Genomic DNA, 16,768 nt, shown 5'->3' with positions numbered 1-16,768 from the left:
TTGACGCGGAGATTTAAATCGATTGAGATCGCATTCCAAATGGCTAACATGAGACCGGGAGGCTAGGTGTCGGCGAGGGAGGCTAGTGAAACTGTGGCCAAACAGGCTTACGATGCGAGAGGCGACATGACCCGCGCAGTGACCCCGAAAATCCCCCATCCGCCGCTTGGCGACACCAGCCCTGAGGCACTTGCCGCCGAAATCCTGAGTGCGCTCAAATACCGCCTCGGCAAGGACGCCACCGTTGCCACCGACTATGACTGGCTGACCGCGTCGATCAAGGTCGTGCGCGACCGCATCGTCGACGAGTGGATCTCCTCGACCAAGGAAGCCTACGACCAGAGCGCCAAGCGGGTCTATTACCTCTCGCTGGAGTTCTTGATCGGCCGCCTGATGCGCGACGCCTTTTCCAATCTCGGCCTGATGGAAGCGATGCGCGAAGCGCTCGCCTCGCTGGGCGTCGAGTTCGACATCATCGCCAAGCTGGAGCCTGATGCGGCACTGGGCAATGGCGGTCTCGGCCGTCTTGCCGCCTGCTTCATGGAAAGCATGGCAACCGTCGACATTCCCGCGCACGGCTATGGCATCCGCTACGCCAACGGCATGTTCCGCCAGGAAATCCATGACGGCTGGCAGGTTGAGCTGCCCGAAACCTGGCTGGAGCATGGCAATCCATGGGAATTCGAGCGGCGTGAGCGCGCCTTCGAAGTCGGCTTCGGCGGTTCGGTCGAGTCGATCACGGCGCCGGATGGCCGGCTTGAAAGGCACGTCTGGAAGCCCATCGACCGCGTGCTGGCGGTTGCCTATGACACGCCAGTGGTTGGTTGGCGCGGCGCGCGGGTCAATACGCTGCGGCTGTGGTCGGGCATGCCGCTCGACCCGATCCTGCTCGACAAGTTCAACGCCGGCGACCACATCGGTGCGCTGGCCGAGAGCAACAAGGCGGATGCGCTGTCGCGCGTGCTCTATCCCGCCGATTCCCATAAGGCTGGCCAGGAACTGCGGCTGCGGCAGGAATACTTCTTCTCGACCGCCTCGCTGCAGGACATCCTGCAGCGCCACGTCAGCAAGTATGGCGATCTGCAGTCGTTGCCCGACAAGGCGGCGATCCACCTCAACGACACCCATCCGGCGGTGGCGGTGCCCGAACTCATGCGTCTGCTGATGGACGTGCATGGGTTCGACTTCGACGCAGCCTGGGACATCACCAAGCGCACCTTCGCCTACACCAACCATACGCTGCTGCCCGAGGCACTCGAAAGCTGGCCGGTGCCGTTGTTCGAGCGGCTTTTGCCGCGCCACATGCAGATCGTCTACGCGATCAATGCCGAGGTGCTTCTGGAGGCACGAGCCACAGGCCGCTTCAATGGCGAGCAGATCAGCCGCATTTCGCTGATCCAGGAGAATGGCGAGCGCCGCGTCCGCATGGGCAATCTCGCCTTTGCCGGCTCGCACAGCGTCAATGGCGTGTCGGCGCTGCATACCGAGCTGATGAAGGAAACGGTGTTCGCCGACCTGCACAGCCTCTATCCCGACCGCATCAACAACAAGACCAACGGCATCACGCCGCGGCGCTGGCTGATCCAGTGCAACCCTGGTTTGACCGGCCTGGCACGCGAGGCGATCGGCGACCGGTTCCTTGACGATATCGAGGCGATCCGCGAGCTCGACCGTTTTGCCGGGGATGCTGCGTTTCGCGATAAGTTTGCTGGCGTCAAGCGCGCCAACAAGGTGCGGCTGTCGAACCTCGTCGCCGAGCGGTTGGGCATCAAGGTCGATCCGTCGGCGCTGTTCGACATCCAGATCAAGCGCATCCACGAGTACAAACGCCAGCTTCTCAACATCATCGAGGCGGTGGCGCTCTACGACCAGATCCGCTCGCATCCCGAACGCGACTGGATGCCGAGGGTCAAGTTCTTCGGCGGCAAGGCGGCACCGAGCTACCACAACGCCAAGCTGATCATCAAACTGGCCAACGACGTTGCCAGGGTGATCAACAGCGACCCTTCGGTACGTGGTCTGCTGAAGATCGTCTTCGTTCCCAACTACAACGTCAGTGCCGCCGAAATCCTGATGCCGGCAGCCGACCTGTCGGAGCAGATCTCGACCGCAGGCATGGAAGCGTCGGGCACCGGCAACATGAAGTTCGCGCTCAACGGTGCACTCACCATCGGCACGCTCGACGGCGCCAATGTCGAGATCAAGGAACATGTCGGCGACGACAACATCTTCATCTTCGGCCTGACCACCGAAGAGGTCGAGCAGCGTCGCAGCGGCGGTTACCAGCCGGGCGCGGTGATCGACGGTTCGCCCGAACTCAAGCAGGCGGTGGCCGCGATCTCCTCGGGCGTGTTTTCGCCAGACGATCCAGGCCGCTATCGCGAACTGATGGATGGGCTCTATCAGCACGACTGGTTCATGGTCGCGGCCGATTTCGATTCTTATGCTACAGCCCAGCGGCAGGTGGACGCTGTCTGGCGCGACAGTCCGGACTGGTACGCGCGTGCCATTCGCAACGTGGCGCGCGTCGGCTGGTTCTCTTCAGACCGCACCATCCGCCAATACGCCAAAGAAATCTGGAACGTACCGGCCTGATGTGATTGCATGAACTGACCCGCCAAAGCAGCCCTGGGAGGGGACACCGAACCATGTTGAAGCCGGGCGCGGCCGCCGAAACCAAACCGGAGCTCGAAAGGGCGACGGAAGGCGATATCGAGGCGATCGTCAACGGAACCCATGGCGATCCGTTCGCCGTGCTCGGGCTTCAGCAGGTGGGCAAGGGTTTTCAGGCGCGCTGTTTTGTGCCCCACGCCGAAACGGTGACCGCGCATACGCTTGAGGGCAAGGCCTGCGGCGAGCTCACGCGCCGCAATGACGTCGGCTTCTTCGAAGGCAAGCTGACGATCCGCAAGCGCCAGCCGATCAGGCTGCATGCGCACAATGCCGGCGGCGACTGGTGGATCACCGATCCCTACAGTTTCGGCCCGGTGCTTGGGCCGATGGACGACTATTTCATTTCAGAAGGGTCGCATCTCAGGCTGTTCGACAAGCTCGGTGCGCATCTGATTTCGCATGAAGGTGTCGATGGTGTGCATTTCGCGGTCTGGGCGCCCAACGCCCATCGCGTCTCGGTGGTTGGCGATTTCAACGACTGGGACGGCCGCCGCCACCCGATGCGGCTGCGCCAGGACACCGGCATCTGGGAAATCTTCGTCCCCGACATCGGTCCGGGCCGGCCCTACAAGTTCGAACTGATCGGCGCCCGCGGCGTGCGTCTGCCGCTCAAGGCCGACCCCTACGCCATCCGTTCGGAATTCAGGCCGGCCACCGCGTCAGTTACCGACAGGCCGCAGGCTCATGAGTGGGGCGACGACAAGCACCGCGCCCATTGGAGAGCGGCCGACCATCGGCGCGAACCGGTCAGCATCTACGAGGTGCATGCCGGCTCGTGGCAATTGCGCGACGATGGCACTTTCCTGTCGTGGGACGAAATGGCCGACCGCCTGATCCCATATACGGCAGAAATGGGCTTTACCCACATCGAGTTCCTGCCGATTTCGGAGCACCCCTACGACCCCTCATGGGGCTATCAGACCACCGGGCTTTATGCGCCCTCGGCCCGTTTCGGCGATCCGGATGGCTTTGCCCGCTTTGTCGACGGCGCCCATCAGGCCGGTATCGGCGTCATCCTCGACTGGGTGCCGGCGCATTTCCCAGTCGACGAGCACGGACTTGCGCATTTCGATGGTACGGCACTCTACGAACACGCCGATCCGCGCCAGGGTTTCCATCCCGACTGGAACACCGCGATCTACAATTTTGGCCGCCGCGAAGTGGTGTCGTTCCTGGTCAACAATGCGCTGTTCTGGGCCGAGAAATACCATGTCGACGGCCTGCGCGTGGATGCGGTGGCGTCGATGCTCTACCTCGATTATTCGCGCAAGGAAGGCGAGTGGATCCCCAACGAGTTCGGCGGCCGCGAGAACCTGGAGTCGGTGCGTTTCCTGCAGAAGATGAATGCCGCCGTCTACGGTGCCCATCCCGGCGTCATGACCATCGCCGAGGAATCGACCTCGTGGCCCAAGGTGTCGCAGCCGGTTCACGAGGGCGGGCTCGGCTTCGGCTTCAAGTGGAATATGGGCTTCATGCACGATACGCTGGAGTATCTCTCCAAGGAGCCGGTCCACCGCAAGCACCACCACGGCGAGATCACCTTCGGGCTGCTCTACGCCTTCAGCGAGAATTTCGTTCTGCCGCTGTCGCATGACGAGGTCGTGCACGGCAAAGGCACGCTGCTCAGCAAGATGCCCGGCGACGACTGGCAGAAGTTCGCGACGCTGCGCGCCTATTACGGCTTCATGTGGGGCTACCCCGGCAAGAAGCTTTTATTCATGGGCCAGGAATTCGCCCAGCGCTCGGAATGGAGTGAGGCGAGGGCGCTGGACTGGAACCTGCTCGATTTTGCCCCGCATCGCGGCGTCAAACAGTTGGTGCGCGACCTCAACTATCTCTACCGCTCGCGCCCGGCACTGCATGCACGCGACTGCGAGCCGGAGGGCTTTGAGTGGTTGATCGCCGACGATGCGGCGAATTCGGTTTTCGCCTGGCTGCGCAAGGCGCCGGGCGCTGCGCCGATCGCTGTCATTTCAAGCTTCACCCCGGTTCTGCGCGACAACTATCGCATACCACTGCCGCAGGCCGGCAGGTGGCGGGAAATCTTCAACTCCGACGCGTTGGAATATGGCGGGTCGGGCAAGGGTAACAGCGGCATGGTCACGGCCAGGCAGGTGGATGGAGGAGGGGCAGCGGCAACACTGCTTCTGCCGCCACTGGCGACGGTCATGCTTGAGTTTGTGGCGGATTGAGCAGGGAGGATGGCATGGAACTGAAGAGAAACCAGCCGCTGGCGCGCGATGCCATGGCTTATGTGCTTGCCGGCGGGCGCGGCAGCCGGCTCAAGGAACTGACCGACCGGCGCGCCAAGCCTGCCGTCTATTTCGGCGGCAAGACCCGCATCATCGACTTTGCACTGTCCAATGCCTTGAACTCGGGCATTCGCCGCCTCGGCGTCGCCACCCAGTACAAGGCGCATTCGCTGATCCGTCACTTGCAGCGGGGCTGGAACTTCCTCAGGCCGGAGCGCAATGAGAGTTTCGATATCCTGCCGGCAAGCCAGCGCGTCTCGGAAACGCAGTGGTACGAGGGCACCGCCGACGCGGTTTACCAGAACATCGACATCATCGAGGCCTACGGCCCCGAATACATGGTCATCCTCGCCGGCGACCATATCTACAAGATGGATTACGAGTTGATGCTGCGTCAGCACGTCGACGCCGGCGCGGACGTCACCGTTGGCTGCCTCGAGGTGCCGCGCATGGAAGCGACGGGTTTCGGCGTCATGCATGTCGACAAGAAGGACAGCATCATTTCCTTCATCGAAAAGCCGGCCGATCCGCCCGGCATTCCCGACAAGCCGGACTATGCGCTGGCCTCGATGGGCATCTATGTCTTCAAGACCAAGTTCTTGATGGAGCAGTTGCGCCGCGACGCCAACGAGCCGGAATCGAGCCGCGACTTTGGCAAGGACATCATTCCCTACATCGTCCAGCACGGCAAAGCCGTGGCGCATCGTTTCGCCAAGTCCTGCGTGCGCTCGAGCATGGAAGGCGAGGCCTACTGGCGCGATGTCGGTACCGTCGACGCCTATTGGGAAGCCAATATCGACCTGACCGACATCACGCCCGAACTCGACCTCTACGACCGCGACTGGCCGATCTGGACCTATTCGGAACTGACCCCGCCCGCCAAATTCGTCCATGACGAGGACGGCCGGCGCGGGTCCGCCATTTCCTCGCTCGTCTCCGGTGACTGCATCGTCTCGGGTGCCTCGCTCAAGCGCAGCCTGATCTTCACCGGCGCACGCATCAATTCCTACTCGACGCTCGAGGATGTGGTGATGCTGCCGGCCTGCTACGTCGGCCGCAACGCACGGCTCAAAAGAGTTGTCATCGACCATGGTGTACAGATACCCGAGGGGCTGGTCGTCGGTGAGGATCCAGTGCTGGATGCCAAGCGCTTCCGCGTCTCCGAGAAGGGCATCTGCCTGATCACCCAGGACATGATCAACAGACTGGAGTTGTAACTGGTGCAGGTGCTTTCGGTCACGCCCGAGATTTTCCCGTTGATCAAGACTGGCGGTTTGGCCGACGTCACCGGTGCGCTGCCGGAAGCGCTTGCCGGGCTCGGCGTCCAGACGCGCAGCCTTGTGCCGGGCTATCCCGTGGTGATGAGCGCGCTGAAAAAGAAAAAGGCGGTTCATCAATACACGGCACTGCAAGGCGGCAAGGCAACGCTCCATGCTGCCGAGGTGGCTGGCCTCGACCTGCTGGTGCTCGACGCGCCGCATCTGTTCGACCGACCGGGCGGTCCCTACGGCGATGCGACGGGTGCGGACTGGCAGGACAACTGGCGGCGTTTCGCGGCACTTGGCCGTGTTGGCGCCGACATCGCTGCCGGTGTGGTCAAGGAATACAAGCCAGATATCGTCCATGCCCACGATTGGCAGTCGGCGATGACGCTCGCCTACATGCGCTACGGCGAGGCGGCGAATGTGCCGTCGGTGATGACGGTTCACAACCTGGCCTTCCAGGGCCAGTTCGCTTCCAGCATCTTTGCCGGTTTGGCTCTGCCGCAGCAGGCGATGGCGCTCGACGGTATCGAGTATTATGGCGGCGTCGGCTTCCTCAAGGCTGGCCTGCAGGCAGCCTGGGCGATCACCACGGTCAGCCCGACCTATGCGCAGGAGATACGTATGCCGGCTTTCGGCATGGGCCTCGACGGGCTGATCAACCTGCGCGCTGGCGAATTGCATGGCATCGTCAACGGCATCGACAACGATATCTGGAACCCCGCGACGGACAGTCATCTCGCCGCCACCTACACCGCCAAGACCCTGAAGGGGCGCAAGGCCAACAAGCGCGCCATTGAAGAGCGCATGACGCTCGATCGCGACGACGGTCCGCTCTATTGCGTCGTCAGCCGCCTGACTTGGCAAAAAGGCATCGACATCCTCGCCTCCATCATCGATCCGATCGTTGCCTCTGACGCACGGCTGGCGATCCTCGGATCGGGCGATGCCGGCCTGGAAGGCGCGCTGCTGGCCGCTGCTGCGCGCCATCGCGGCCGGGTTGGTGTCGTCATCGGTTATGACGAAGGCCTGTCGCATCTGCTGCAGGGCGGCGCCGACGGCATCCTGATCCCGTCGCGCTTCGAGCCGTGCGGCCTGACCCAGCTCTACGGCCTGCGCTATGGCTGCGTGCCGATCGTCGCGCGGACCGGTGGGCTGGCGGACACGGTCATCGATGCTAACGAAGCGGCGGTCGCGGCTGGTGTTGCGACGGGTTTCCAGTTCACACCGGAGAATGCGGGCGATTTCCACCACGCCATCCTCCGCGCCAATGCGCTCCATGCCGACCCAACGGTCTGGGCGTCATTGCAGCGGCAAGGCATGAAATCGGATGTCTCCTGGGATCGAAGCGCCCAGAAATATGCCGCACTTTACCGCAAGCTTCTCTCAAAAAGGGATGCCTGAATGATTCGCACCGTCTCGACCTCGCCCTATGACGACCAGAAGCCTGGCACATCAGGCCTGCGCAAGAAGGTGCCCGTCTTCCAGCAACCGAACTATGCCGAGAACTTCATCCAGTCGGTGTTCGATTCGCTCGAAGGTTTCGCCGGCAAGACGCTGGTGGTCGGTGGCGACGGCCGATTCTATAATCGCGAGGTGATCCAGACGGTCATCGCCATGGCAGTGGCCAACGGTTTCGGCCGCGTGGTGGTAGGGCAGGGTGGCATCCTGTCGACGCCGGCGGCCTCGAACCTGATCCGCAAGCGCAAGGCGTTCGGTGGCCTGATCCTGTCGGCGAGCCACAATCCGGGCGGACCCCGCGAAGATTTCGGCATCAAGTACAACGCCGAGAATGGTGGCCCGGCGCCGGAAAAAATGACTGACGCGATCTACGCCCGCAGCAAGGTCATCTCGAGTTACAAGATAGCCGATATCGGCGCGGTCGATCTCGACAAGCTTGGTACGTTCGAGGTCGGCGGCATCAAGGTCGAGGTCGTCGATCCCGTTGCCGATTACGCCGCTTTGATGGAAACGCTATTCGACTTCGACGCGTTGCGTGCGCTGTTCAAATCGGGCTTCCGCATGCGCTTCGACGCCATGCACGCTGTAACAGGGCCCTATGCCAAGGAGATCCTGGAGCGCCGGCTGGGTGCCGCTGAAGGCACGGCGCGCAATTTTGTGCCGCTCGAGGATTTTGGCGGCCACCATCCGGATCCAAATCTGGTTCATGCCAAGGAACTCTATGACGAGATGATGGGGCCGAACGCCCCGGATTTCGGTGCGGCGTCCGACGGCGACGGCGACCGCAACCTGATCATCGGCCGCGGCATCTTCATCACGCCTTCGGATTCGCTGGCAATGCTGGCTGCCAACGCCCATCTCGCGCCGGGCTACAAGTCCGGGCTCAAGGGCATTGCGCGCTCGATGCCGACCAGCGGGGCCGCCGACCGTGTCGCTGCAAAGCTGGGCATCGGCATGTACGAGACGCCGACCGGGTGGAAGTTCTTCGGCAATCTGCTCGACGCCGGCATGGCGACGATATGCGGCGAAGAGAGTGCCGGTACCGGCTCCGACCATGTCCGCGAGAAAGACGGGCTGTGGGCGGTGCTGCTGTGGCTCAACATCCTTGCCGTGCGTGGCGAGAGCGCCAAGGACATCGTTGCCAAGCATTGGGCGACCTACGGCCAGAACTATTACTCGCGCCACGATTATGAAGAGGTCGAGACCGACCGCGCCAACGCACTAGTCGATGAGTTGCGCGGCAAGCTGGCATCGCTGCCCGGCACGAGCGTGCAAGGCATGAAGATCGCAAGCGCCGACGACTTCGCCTACCACGACCCGGTCGACGGCTCGGTGAGCAAGAACCAGGGCATTCGTGTCCTGTTCGAAGGCGGCTCGCGTGTCGTCTTCCGTCTGTCGGGCACTGGAACGTCGGGCGCCACCTTGCGCGTCTATATCGAGCGCTACGAGCCCGAGCCAGCCCGCCATGGCCTCGACACGCAGGCAGCGCTTGCCTACCTGATCCAGGCTGCCGAGGACATTGCCGGCATCCGCAGTCACACTGGCCGCGACAAGCCGAGCGTCATCACCTGATGTCAAAGGACCGGGCGGCTGCATATCGGCCGCGGTTCGGCGCGACCGTTACCGACAGCGGCATCCGTTTTGCCGCGTGGTCCGGTGCCGCCGAACGCATGTGGGTGTCGATCTTCAGCGCCGACGGTAAGGCGGAGACAGACCGGCTGGAGCTTCAGCGCGAAAGCGATGGCGTTTTCGTGCTGTCGGTTCCGGGCCTGCCGGAAGGTACCTGCTACGGCTTCCGCGCCGACGGGCGATATGCGCCAGACGAGGGCTTCTGGTTCGATCCCGACAAGCTCTTGGTCGATCCATATGCCGGCCGCATCGACCGTGCCTATCGGTACGATGCTCGGTTGGCTGCAGCACGCGGGCAGGGCGTCGATACCGCCCAACTGATGCCGAAGGCAGTAGCGACCGCACTTCAGAGCGCGCCGTCAGCGCCGCCGGCCTTCCGGCACGGTGGGCTCATCTACGAGGTGCCTGTCCGTGCCTTCTCGATGGCGCATCCTGACGTAGCCAAGCGCCTGCGCGGCACGATCCGGGCGCTGGCCGAACCTGTCGTCATCGAGCATCTGCTGAAGCTGGGCGTATCCGCCGTTGAGTTGATGCCGGTGACCGCGGCGATGGACGAGCGCCATTTGCCGCGTCTCGGCCTGACCAATGCCTGGGGCTACAATCCGGTGAGCTTCATGGCGCTCGACCCGCGACTGGCGCCTGATGGCATCGACGATCTGCGCGCGACAACGACCGCGCTGCACGAGGCCGGTATCGGCGTCATCCTCGATCTCGTTTTCAACCACACTGCCGAGAGCGACGAGATCGGACCGACGCTTTCTTTGCGCGGGCTGGACAACCGCGCCTATTATCGCGAGGCAGTCGATGATCCAGGTCGTTACGCCAACGACACCGGGACCGGCAACACGCTTGCCTGCGATCATCCGGCAGCACAGCAACTTGTGCTTGATAGTCTCAGGCACTTTGTCGTCCATGCCGGCGTCGACGGCTTTCGCTTCGATTTGGCCCCGGTGCTGGGGCGCGTCGGTGGCGAGTTCCGGGCTGATGCGCCGTTGCTTCAGGCAATGCGCAACGACCCGATCATTGGCGACCGCATCCTGATCGCAGAACCCTGGGACATCGGCCACAACGGCTATCGGCTCGGTGGCTTTTCCAAGGAATTTCTCGAGTGGAACGACCGCTACCGCGACGACGTCAGGCGCTTCTGGCGCGGCGACAGAGGAATGGTAGGAGCACTGGCAACGCGGCTGGCCGGATCGTCGGACATTTTCGGCGCCGGCGCAGGCACGCGGACTGTCAACTTCATCGCTGCCCATGATGGCATGACGCTCGCAGACGTCGCGCGCTACGAGCGCAAGCACAACGAGGCCAATGGCGAGCACAATCACGACGGCCACAACGAGAACTTCTCCTGGAACAACGGTGTTGAGGGCGAAAGCCGCGATCCGGATATTGTGGCCGACCGCGCCCGCGACGCCCGCGCCATGCTGGCCACGCTTTTTGCCTCGCGAGGTGCCATCATGCTGACGGCCGGCGATGAATTCGGCCGGAGCCAGCGCGGCAACAACAACGCCTATGCGCAAGACAACGACTTGACCTGGCTTGACTGGGCCGAGCGCGATACGGCGCTCGAAGACTTCGTCGCCGGTCTGTCCAGGCTGAGACGAGAGGTGCCTGCGCTGGCGGAACTGGATTTTTTCGCAGCCGTGCCCCGCGACGGAGCGGTGCCTGATGTCGAGTGGTTGACCGAGGCTGGCCGACCCATGACCGATGCCAATTGGCATGAACCGGACCGCCACCGCCTGACGATGCTGCTTGGAAAGGGCGCCGCCTCCGGCGGCCGGCTCGCTGTCATGATCAACGGCACTCGGCGCGAGGCGAATTTTGCCCTGCCAGCGCGTACGGCTTTCGACTGGCTGCCGGCGACGAACGGGCCAAAGCCGAGTGGAGGCTGCCTCGCTGTGCCAGTGCGCAGTGTTGCATTCGCGATCGAACGGCCTTTGGCCGACAGCCAAGGAGATCAGCCATGAACCAGTATGTGGGGCCTAACGCCGACTGGTGGCGCGGCTGTGTCATCTATCAGGTTTATCCGCGCTCGTTTCAGGACAGTACCGGCGATGGCAGCGGCGACCTTGCCGGCATTGTCAGGCGCCTGCCACACATCGCCTCGCTCGGCGTCGATGCTGTCTGGCTGTCGCCCTTCTTCAAGTCGCCCATGGCCGACATGGGCTACGACGTTTCGGATTATTGCGATGTCGATCCGATGTTCGGCACGCTGGCCGACTTCGATGTGCTGATATCAGAGGCGCATCGGCTCGGGCTCAAGATCATCATCGACCAGGTGCTGTCGCATTCGTCGGACAAGCACCCCTGGTTCGTCGAAAGCCGCGCCAGCCGCGATAATCCCAAGGCGGATTGGTATGTCTGGGCGCAGCCCAAACCCGACGGCACCGCTCCGAACAACTGGTTGTCGATCTTCGGCGGTCCGGGTTGGGAGTGGGATTCGACGCGCAAGCAATACTACCAGCACAACTTCCTCGCTTCGCAGCCGGATCTCAACTTCCACAATCCGAAGGTGCAGGACGCTCTTCTGGAGACCGTGCGCTTCTGGCTCGATCGCGGCGTCGACGGCTTCCGGCTCGACACGGTGAACTTCTACGTCCACGACAAGTGGCTGCGCGACAACCCGCCCCTGCCGAAGAGCCTTGCTGGCGAGAACGAGGAGCCCAACCCCTACGAGTACCAGGACCATCTGTTCGACAAGACGCAGCCGGAAAACATCGCTTTCCTCAAGCGATTCCGCTCATTGCTCGACGAGTATGGCGACCGCAGTTCAGTGGGCGAAGTCGGAGATGGCGAGCGTTCGCTCCAGACCGTGGCGGCTTATACGTCAGGCGGCGACAAGCTCCATATGTGCTACACTTTCGATCTGCTTGGCCCGAAATTCTCGGCCAAACATGTCCGCAAATGCATCGCCGATTTCGAGACGGCGGTGACTGATGGGTGGGTCTGCTGGGCTTTTTCCAACCACGACGTGATCCGCCACGTGACGCGCTGGACGAGGCCCGGCGACGATCCGGAGGCTGTGGCGAAGTTCTCGGTTGCGCTGCTTGCCTGTCTGCGCGGCTCGATCTGCATCTACCAGGGCGAGGAGCTTGGCCTGGAGGAAGCCGAACTCGCTTTTGAGGATCTGCGCGATCCCTACGGCATCCGCTTCTGGCCTGGCTTCAAGGGGCGTGATGGCTGTCGCACGCCGATGGTGTGGGAGGCTCAGGCGGAGCATGGCGGTTTTTCTGATGGCAAACCGTGGTTGCCGATTTCGGCCGACCATCGTGCCCTGGCGGTCGATCGCCAGCAACTGGACGCGGAATCGGTGCTGGCTCGCTACCGGTCGGTGCTTGAGGCTCGCAGGGTGCTTCCAGCACTTGTCCACGGGTCGATTTCCCTGCTGGACGCCGGCGACGATGTGCTCGCGTTCGTCCGTGAAGCGGAGCACGAACGGCTGCTGTGTGTTTTCAATTTTGCTGAAAAAACTGCGTCATGGCCAATTCCGGCAAGGCTTGGCGGCCTGACCCAGCTCGAGTTTCCCGGAGCAATAGGTGATCTCGAAAAAGACCGTATCACCTTGGCCCCGCTCGATTACTTTATCGGGCGCTTGGTTTGAAGTCGCTCAAGTTGACTTTAGGTGAGCACGAGTCGTGTTGAAAATAAAAAAAGTCGTGTCTAGTGTCAGCCACCGCTGGCGGTAGGGAGCTGCCGGCTCGCTCAACGAAACCGGAAAAATCCGGCATTCGGGCGCTAACCAGGCGAGGCCGTGTTTACGGGGAACACGCCTATTTGGGAGAAGTACACATGCTGAAGAACATGCTGAAAGCGACAGTGTTCGCTACGACGCTTGCGCTGTCTGCTGGAGCGTTGTCCGTTCCGGCCTTTGCGGAGGTCGTCTTTAATCGCGGCAATTCGGCCGATCCGGAATCGCTTGATCCGCACAAGACATCGACCGTTTACGAAGCTCACATCCTGCGCGATCTGTTCGAAGGACTGGTGATGCAGGACCAGAATGCCGAAGTCATTCCGGGCGCGGCCGAGAGCTGGACCGTTTCGGACGACGGCACCGTCTACACCTTCAAGCTTCGCCAGGGCGGCACCTGGTCGGATGGCAGCCCGGTCACTGCCGAAGACTTCGTCTACTCCTTCCGCCGCCTCGAGGACCCGGCAACCGCCGCTGAGTATGCCTCGATGCTCTATGTCGTGAAGAACGCCGAAGAAGTGAATACCGGCAAGGCCAAGCCCGAGGAGCTCGGCGTCAAGGCAGTCGACGCCAATACCTTCGAAGTGACCCTCAAGTCGCCGACCCCTTATTTCCTCGAGATGCTGACGCACCAGTCCACCTATCCGGTGAACAAGGCTGCCATCGAAAAGCTCGGTGCCGACTGGATCAAGGCGGGCAACCTGGTTTCCAATGGCGCGTTCACGCTGGCTGAATTCGTCCCGAACGATCACATCAAGCTCGTCAAGAACCCGAAGTTCCATGACGCGGCCAATGTGAAGCTCGACGCCGTCAACTACTTCCCGACGGAAGACCGCTCGACCGCCATCAAGCGCTTCGAGGCTGGCGAGCTCGACTCCAACGACGATATCCCGACCGAGCAGATGGCTGACCTGAAGGCCAAGTTCGGCGATCAGCTGCGCATCGGTGCCTATCTCGGTACCTACTACTACGCGATCAAGACGGACAAGGCGCCGTGGGATAATGTCGAGCTGCGCAATGCGGTCTCGATGGCAATCGACCGCGACTTCCTCGCCGAAAAGGTCTGGCAGAACTCGATGCTGCCCGGCTACTCGATGGTGCCTCCGGGCATCGACGGCTACAAGTCATCGCTGGCCAAGTTCGCCGAGATGTCGCAGATCGACCGTGAGGATGAGGCCAAGAAGGTCCTCGAAAAGCTCGGCTACGGTCCTGACAAGCCGCTGAAGATGGAAATCCGCTACAACACGTCGGAGAACCACAAGAACACCGCGGTTGCCATCCAGGAACAGCTCAAGCCGCTCGGCATTGAAGTGTCGCTGCTCAACACCGACACCAAGACGCACTATGGCCACCTAGAACAGAAGGGTGACTTCGACGTCGCTCGTGCCGGCTGGATTGCCGACTACAAGGATCCGGAAAGCTTCCTCGGTATCTCGCGCAAGGCTTCCGGCAACAACTACTCGAACTACAACAGCCCGAAGTTTGAAGAGGCCATGAACAAGGCTGCTGCCGATGGCGGCAAGCCGGAGCTCCGCCTCAAGGACCTCGAAGAAGCAGAACGCATCCTGATCGACGATGTCGGCCAGATCCCGCTGCTCTACTATAGCTACAAGAACCTCGTTTCGCCCAAGATCAAGGGCTTCGACGAGAACGTCATGGACGTTCATCCTTCGCGCTTTGTCAGCAAGGACTAGTCCCGGCTCTGCCGCTGCCCCCTGACAAAGGGGGCGGCGGTCCCGGCTAACCTGCGAAGGCGTGGTAGCTATGTTTCTCTATGTATTCAGGCGGCTTCTGACCGCCATCCCGACGATGTTCGTCATCGTCACGCTGGCCTTCTTCCTGATCCGCGTCGCCCCAGGCGGCCCATTCAATCAGGAGCGCGGTCTCAGTCCCGAGATCAAGGCCAACCTCGAAGCGCAATTCGGTCTCAGCGATCCGATCTGGCTTCAATACGTCAACTATCTCAAGAACCTGCTGCACGGTAACTTCGGACCCAGTTACAACCTGCCCGACTTCACCGTCACCGAACTGTTCGCCAACGGCCTGCCGATCTCGGTTCAGCTTGGCCTTTCGGCCCTTGTTCTGGCGCTTGCCGTCGGGACGGTGCTCGGCATCGTCGCCGCCCTCAACCAGAACAAGCTTGGCGATTATTCGGTGATTGCGCTCGCTACTGCCGGCAGCACGATCCCGACCTTCGTCATTGCACCGGTCATCCAGCTGCTGTTCGGTCTGACCTGGAAGCTGCTGCCGATCGGCGGATGGGGGGACGGTGCTTGGATCAACAAGATCGGTCCGATCCTGACGCTGTCGCTGCCGCAGATCGCCATCGTGGCGCGCCTGATGCGCGGTTCGATGATCGAGTCGCTACGCTCCAATCACATCCGGACAGCGAGAGCGCTTGGCCTGTCCGACTGGTCGGTTGTGGTCAAGCATGCGCTGAGGGGCGCTGTGCTGCCCATCGTGTCTTATGCGGGTCCGGCGGCTGCCGCGCTGCTCACCGGCTCGATTATTGTCGAGACCATCTTCGCCATCCCCGGTATCGGCCGCTACTTTGTCGATGCGGCACTCAATCGTGACTACACGCTCGTCATGGGCACGGTGGTGGTGATCGCGATGTTTACGATCGCCTTCAACCTGATCGTCGACATTCTCTACGCCTTCTTTGATCCGAGGGTGCGCTATGACTGATACAGCCATCACTGCACCAGTCGTCGGGCGGTCGCTCTGGGGCGATGCCTGGGCACGCCTCAAGGGCAACAAGGCTGCCATGTTCAGCCTGTTTTACCTGATCGCCATGGCAACCGTCTGTATCGTTGGGCCGTTCTTCGTGCCGCATCAGTACACCACGATCTACGCCGATTACGTCAGGACCCCGCCAAGTCTCTCGGCCTATCCAAAGCCGGAGATGATCGAAACCGCCATGAACGATGCCGTCAAGCGCATGCGTGTCGACGTCAAGGAGTGGCGCCAGGAAGGCGAACGCGTGTTCATCACCGTGACGTCGGCCAAGCCGCTGGACGAACGCAACATCCGCTATCTCGACCGTTCCGACACCTTCGACAACGGCAAGCTCGAGAGCACCTCCGCCGACGGGCTGACGGCGGTGATGAGCGCTTCGATCAAGCAGAAGTATTTCCTGTTCGGCACGGACAATACCGGTCGGGACCTGTTGTCGCGAACGCTTATGGCCGGCCGCATCTCGCTGGCGATCGGCCTTTTGGCCGGTATCGTCGCCGTGGTCATCGGTGTCGTCTATGGCGCCACCGCTGGCTTCATGGGCGGCAAGACCGACGAGGTGATGATGCGCATCGTCGATGTGCTCTACTCGCTGCCTTTCATCTTCTTCGTCATCATGCTTGTCGTCTTCTTCGGACGAAACTTCGTGCTGATGTTCCTGGCGGTGGGGGCGGTACTGTGGCTCGACATGGCGCGCATCGTGCGTGGCCAGGCCTTGTCGATCCGCAGGCAGGAATATGTCCAGGCGGCGGAGGCGCTCGGCGTCGGGTCGCGCGGCATCGTCCAGCGGCACGTCATCCCCAACCTGCTCGGGCCGGTGGTCATCTACATGACCTTGCTGGTGCCGCAGGTCATCATCCTGGAGAGCTTCCTGTCGTTCCTGGGGCTCGGCGTGCAGGAACCGATGACCAGCTGGGGCGTGCTCATATCGGTGGGCGCAAAGAACATCGGCACCGCTAACTGGCTGCTGTTGTTCCCGGCCTTCTTCCTGGTCTCGACGCTGTTTGCGCTGAATTTCATCGGCGACGGCCTGCGTGACGCTCTCGATCCGAAGGACAGGTGAG

10 protein-coding genes are annotated in these 16,768 nt (G+C 62.1%); all 10 read left to right on the top strand.

All coding sequences use genetic code 11. From position 1 onward, the window contains the following. Positions 1–126: 126 nt before the first annotated feature. Entirely contained in the window at positions 127–2,595 is a 2,469-nt protein-coding gene (locus ACHMW7_RS22370) for a glycogen/starch/alpha-glucan phosphorylase (protein ID WP_395447647.1), read from the top strand. A 53-nt stretch (positions 2,596–2,648) separates the two neighbouring features. Next, positions 2,649–4,865 (top strand): 1,4-alpha-glucan branching protein GlgB, encoded by a 2,217-nt coding sequence (gene glgB, locus ACHMW7_RS22365; RefSeq protein ID WP_395447646.1) that lies wholly within the window; start codon positions 2,649–2,651, stop codon positions 4,863–4,865. 14 nt (positions 4,866–4,879) lie between these two features. Further along, positions 4,880–6,142 carry a glucose-1-phosphate adenylyltransferase gene (glgC, locus tag ACHMW7_RS22360; RefSeq protein ID WP_395447645.1) on the top strand — a complete coding sequence of 421 codons (1,263 nt, stop codon included), beginning with the start codon at positions 4,880–4,882 and terminating at the stop codon, positions 6,140–6,142. A 3-nt stretch (positions 6,143–6,145) separates the two neighbouring features. Further along, positions 6,146–7,591 carry a glycogen synthase GlgA gene (gene glgA / locus ACHMW7_RS22355; RefSeq protein ID WP_395447644.1) on the top strand — a complete coding sequence of 482 codons (1,446 nt, stop codon included), beginning with the start codon at positions 6,146–6,148 and terminating at the stop codon, positions 7,589–7,591. Then, entirely contained in the window at positions 7,592–9,220 is a 1,629-nt protein-coding gene (locus ACHMW7_RS22350) for an alpha-D-glucose phosphate-specific phosphoglucomutase (protein WP_395447643.1), read from the top strand. Further along, positions 9,220–11,247, top strand: a complete 2,028-nt coding sequence (gene glgX, locus ACHMW7_RS22345) for a glycogen debranching protein GlgX (protein ID WP_395447642.1) — start codon at positions 9,220–9,222, stop codon at positions 11,245–11,247. Before ACHMW7_RS22350 ends, glgX begins: the two co-directional genes overlap by 1 nt. Continuing rightward, a complete protein-coding gene (locus ACHMW7_RS22340) occupies positions 11,244–12,881 on the top strand; it encodes an alpha-glucosidase family protein (RefSeq protein WP_395447641.1) in 1,638 nt (545 codons plus the stop codon). Before glgX ends, ACHMW7_RS22340 begins: the two co-directional genes overlap by 4 nt. A 188-nt stretch (positions 12,882–13,069) precedes the next feature. After that, positions 13,070–14,662 (top strand): peptide ABC transporter substrate-binding protein, encoded by a 1,593-nt coding sequence (locus tag ACHMW7_RS22335; protein WP_395447640.1) that lies wholly within the window; start codon positions 13,070–13,072, stop codon positions 14,660–14,662. Between the two features lie 70 nt (positions 14,663–14,732). Then, the gene (locus ACHMW7_RS22330) at positions 14,733–15,656 is read left to right on the top strand and encodes an ABC transporter permease subunit (RefSeq protein ID WP_310323227.1); all 924 of its coding nucleotides are present in this window, start codon (positions 14,733–14,735) and stop codon (positions 15,654–15,656) included. Then, positions 15,649–16,767, top strand: coding sequence for an ABC transporter permease (locus ACHMW7_RS22325; RefSeq protein WP_395447639.1), 1,119 nt, complete (start codon positions 15,649–15,651; stop codon positions 16,765–16,767). The genes ACHMW7_RS22330 and ACHMW7_RS22325 overlap by 8 nt, the downstream gene beginning before the upstream one ends. Position 16,768: the final 1 nt, after the last annotated feature.

Source organism: Aminobacter sp. UC22_36 (assembly GCF_044056035.1).
Classification (GTDB): Bacteria; Pseudomonadota; Alphaproteobacteria; order Rhizobiales; family Rhizobiaceae; genus Aminobacter.
The sequence above is the reverse complement of the archived record's forward strand: the minus strand, read 5'-3'. Positions and strand labels throughout refer to the sequence as shown.

Excerpts from the sequence above, each read along its gene's own strand:
- glgX (WP_395447642.1), top strand. The coding sequence starts at position 9,220 with ATGTCAAAGGACCGGGCGGCTGCATATCGGCCGCGGTTCGGCGCGACC.
- glgB (WP_395447646.1), top strand. The coding sequence starts at position 2,649 with ATGTTGAAGCCGGGCGCGGCCGCCGAAACCAAACCGGAGCTCGAAAGG.
- ACHMW7_RS22325 (WP_395447639.1), top strand. The coding sequence starts at position 15,649 with ATGACTGATACAGCCATCACTGCACCAGTCGTCGGGCGGTCGCTCTGG.
- ACHMW7_RS22370 (WP_395447647.1), top strand. The coding sequence starts at position 127 with ATGACCCGCGCAGTGACCCCGAAAATCCCCCATCCGCCGCTTGGCGAC.
- glgC (WP_395447645.1), top strand. The coding sequence starts at position 4,880 with ATGGAACTGAAGAGAAACCAGCCGCTGGCGCGCGATGCCATGGCTTAT.
- ACHMW7_RS22350 (WP_395447643.1), top strand. The coding sequence starts at position 7,592 with ATGATTCGCACCGTCTCGACCTCGCCCTATGACGACCAGAAGCCTGGC.
- ACHMW7_RS22335 (WP_395447640.1), top strand. The coding sequence starts at position 13,070 with ATGCTGAAGAACATGCTGAAAGCGACAGTGTTCGCTACGACGCTTGCG.
- ACHMW7_RS22340 (WP_395447641.1), top strand. The coding sequence starts at position 11,244 with ATGAACCAGTATGTGGGGCCTAACGCCGACTGGTGGCGCGGCTGTGTC.
- ACHMW7_RS22330 (WP_310323227.1), top strand. The coding sequence starts at position 14,733 with ATGTTTCTCTATGTATTCAGGCGGCTTCTGACCGCCATCCCGACGATG.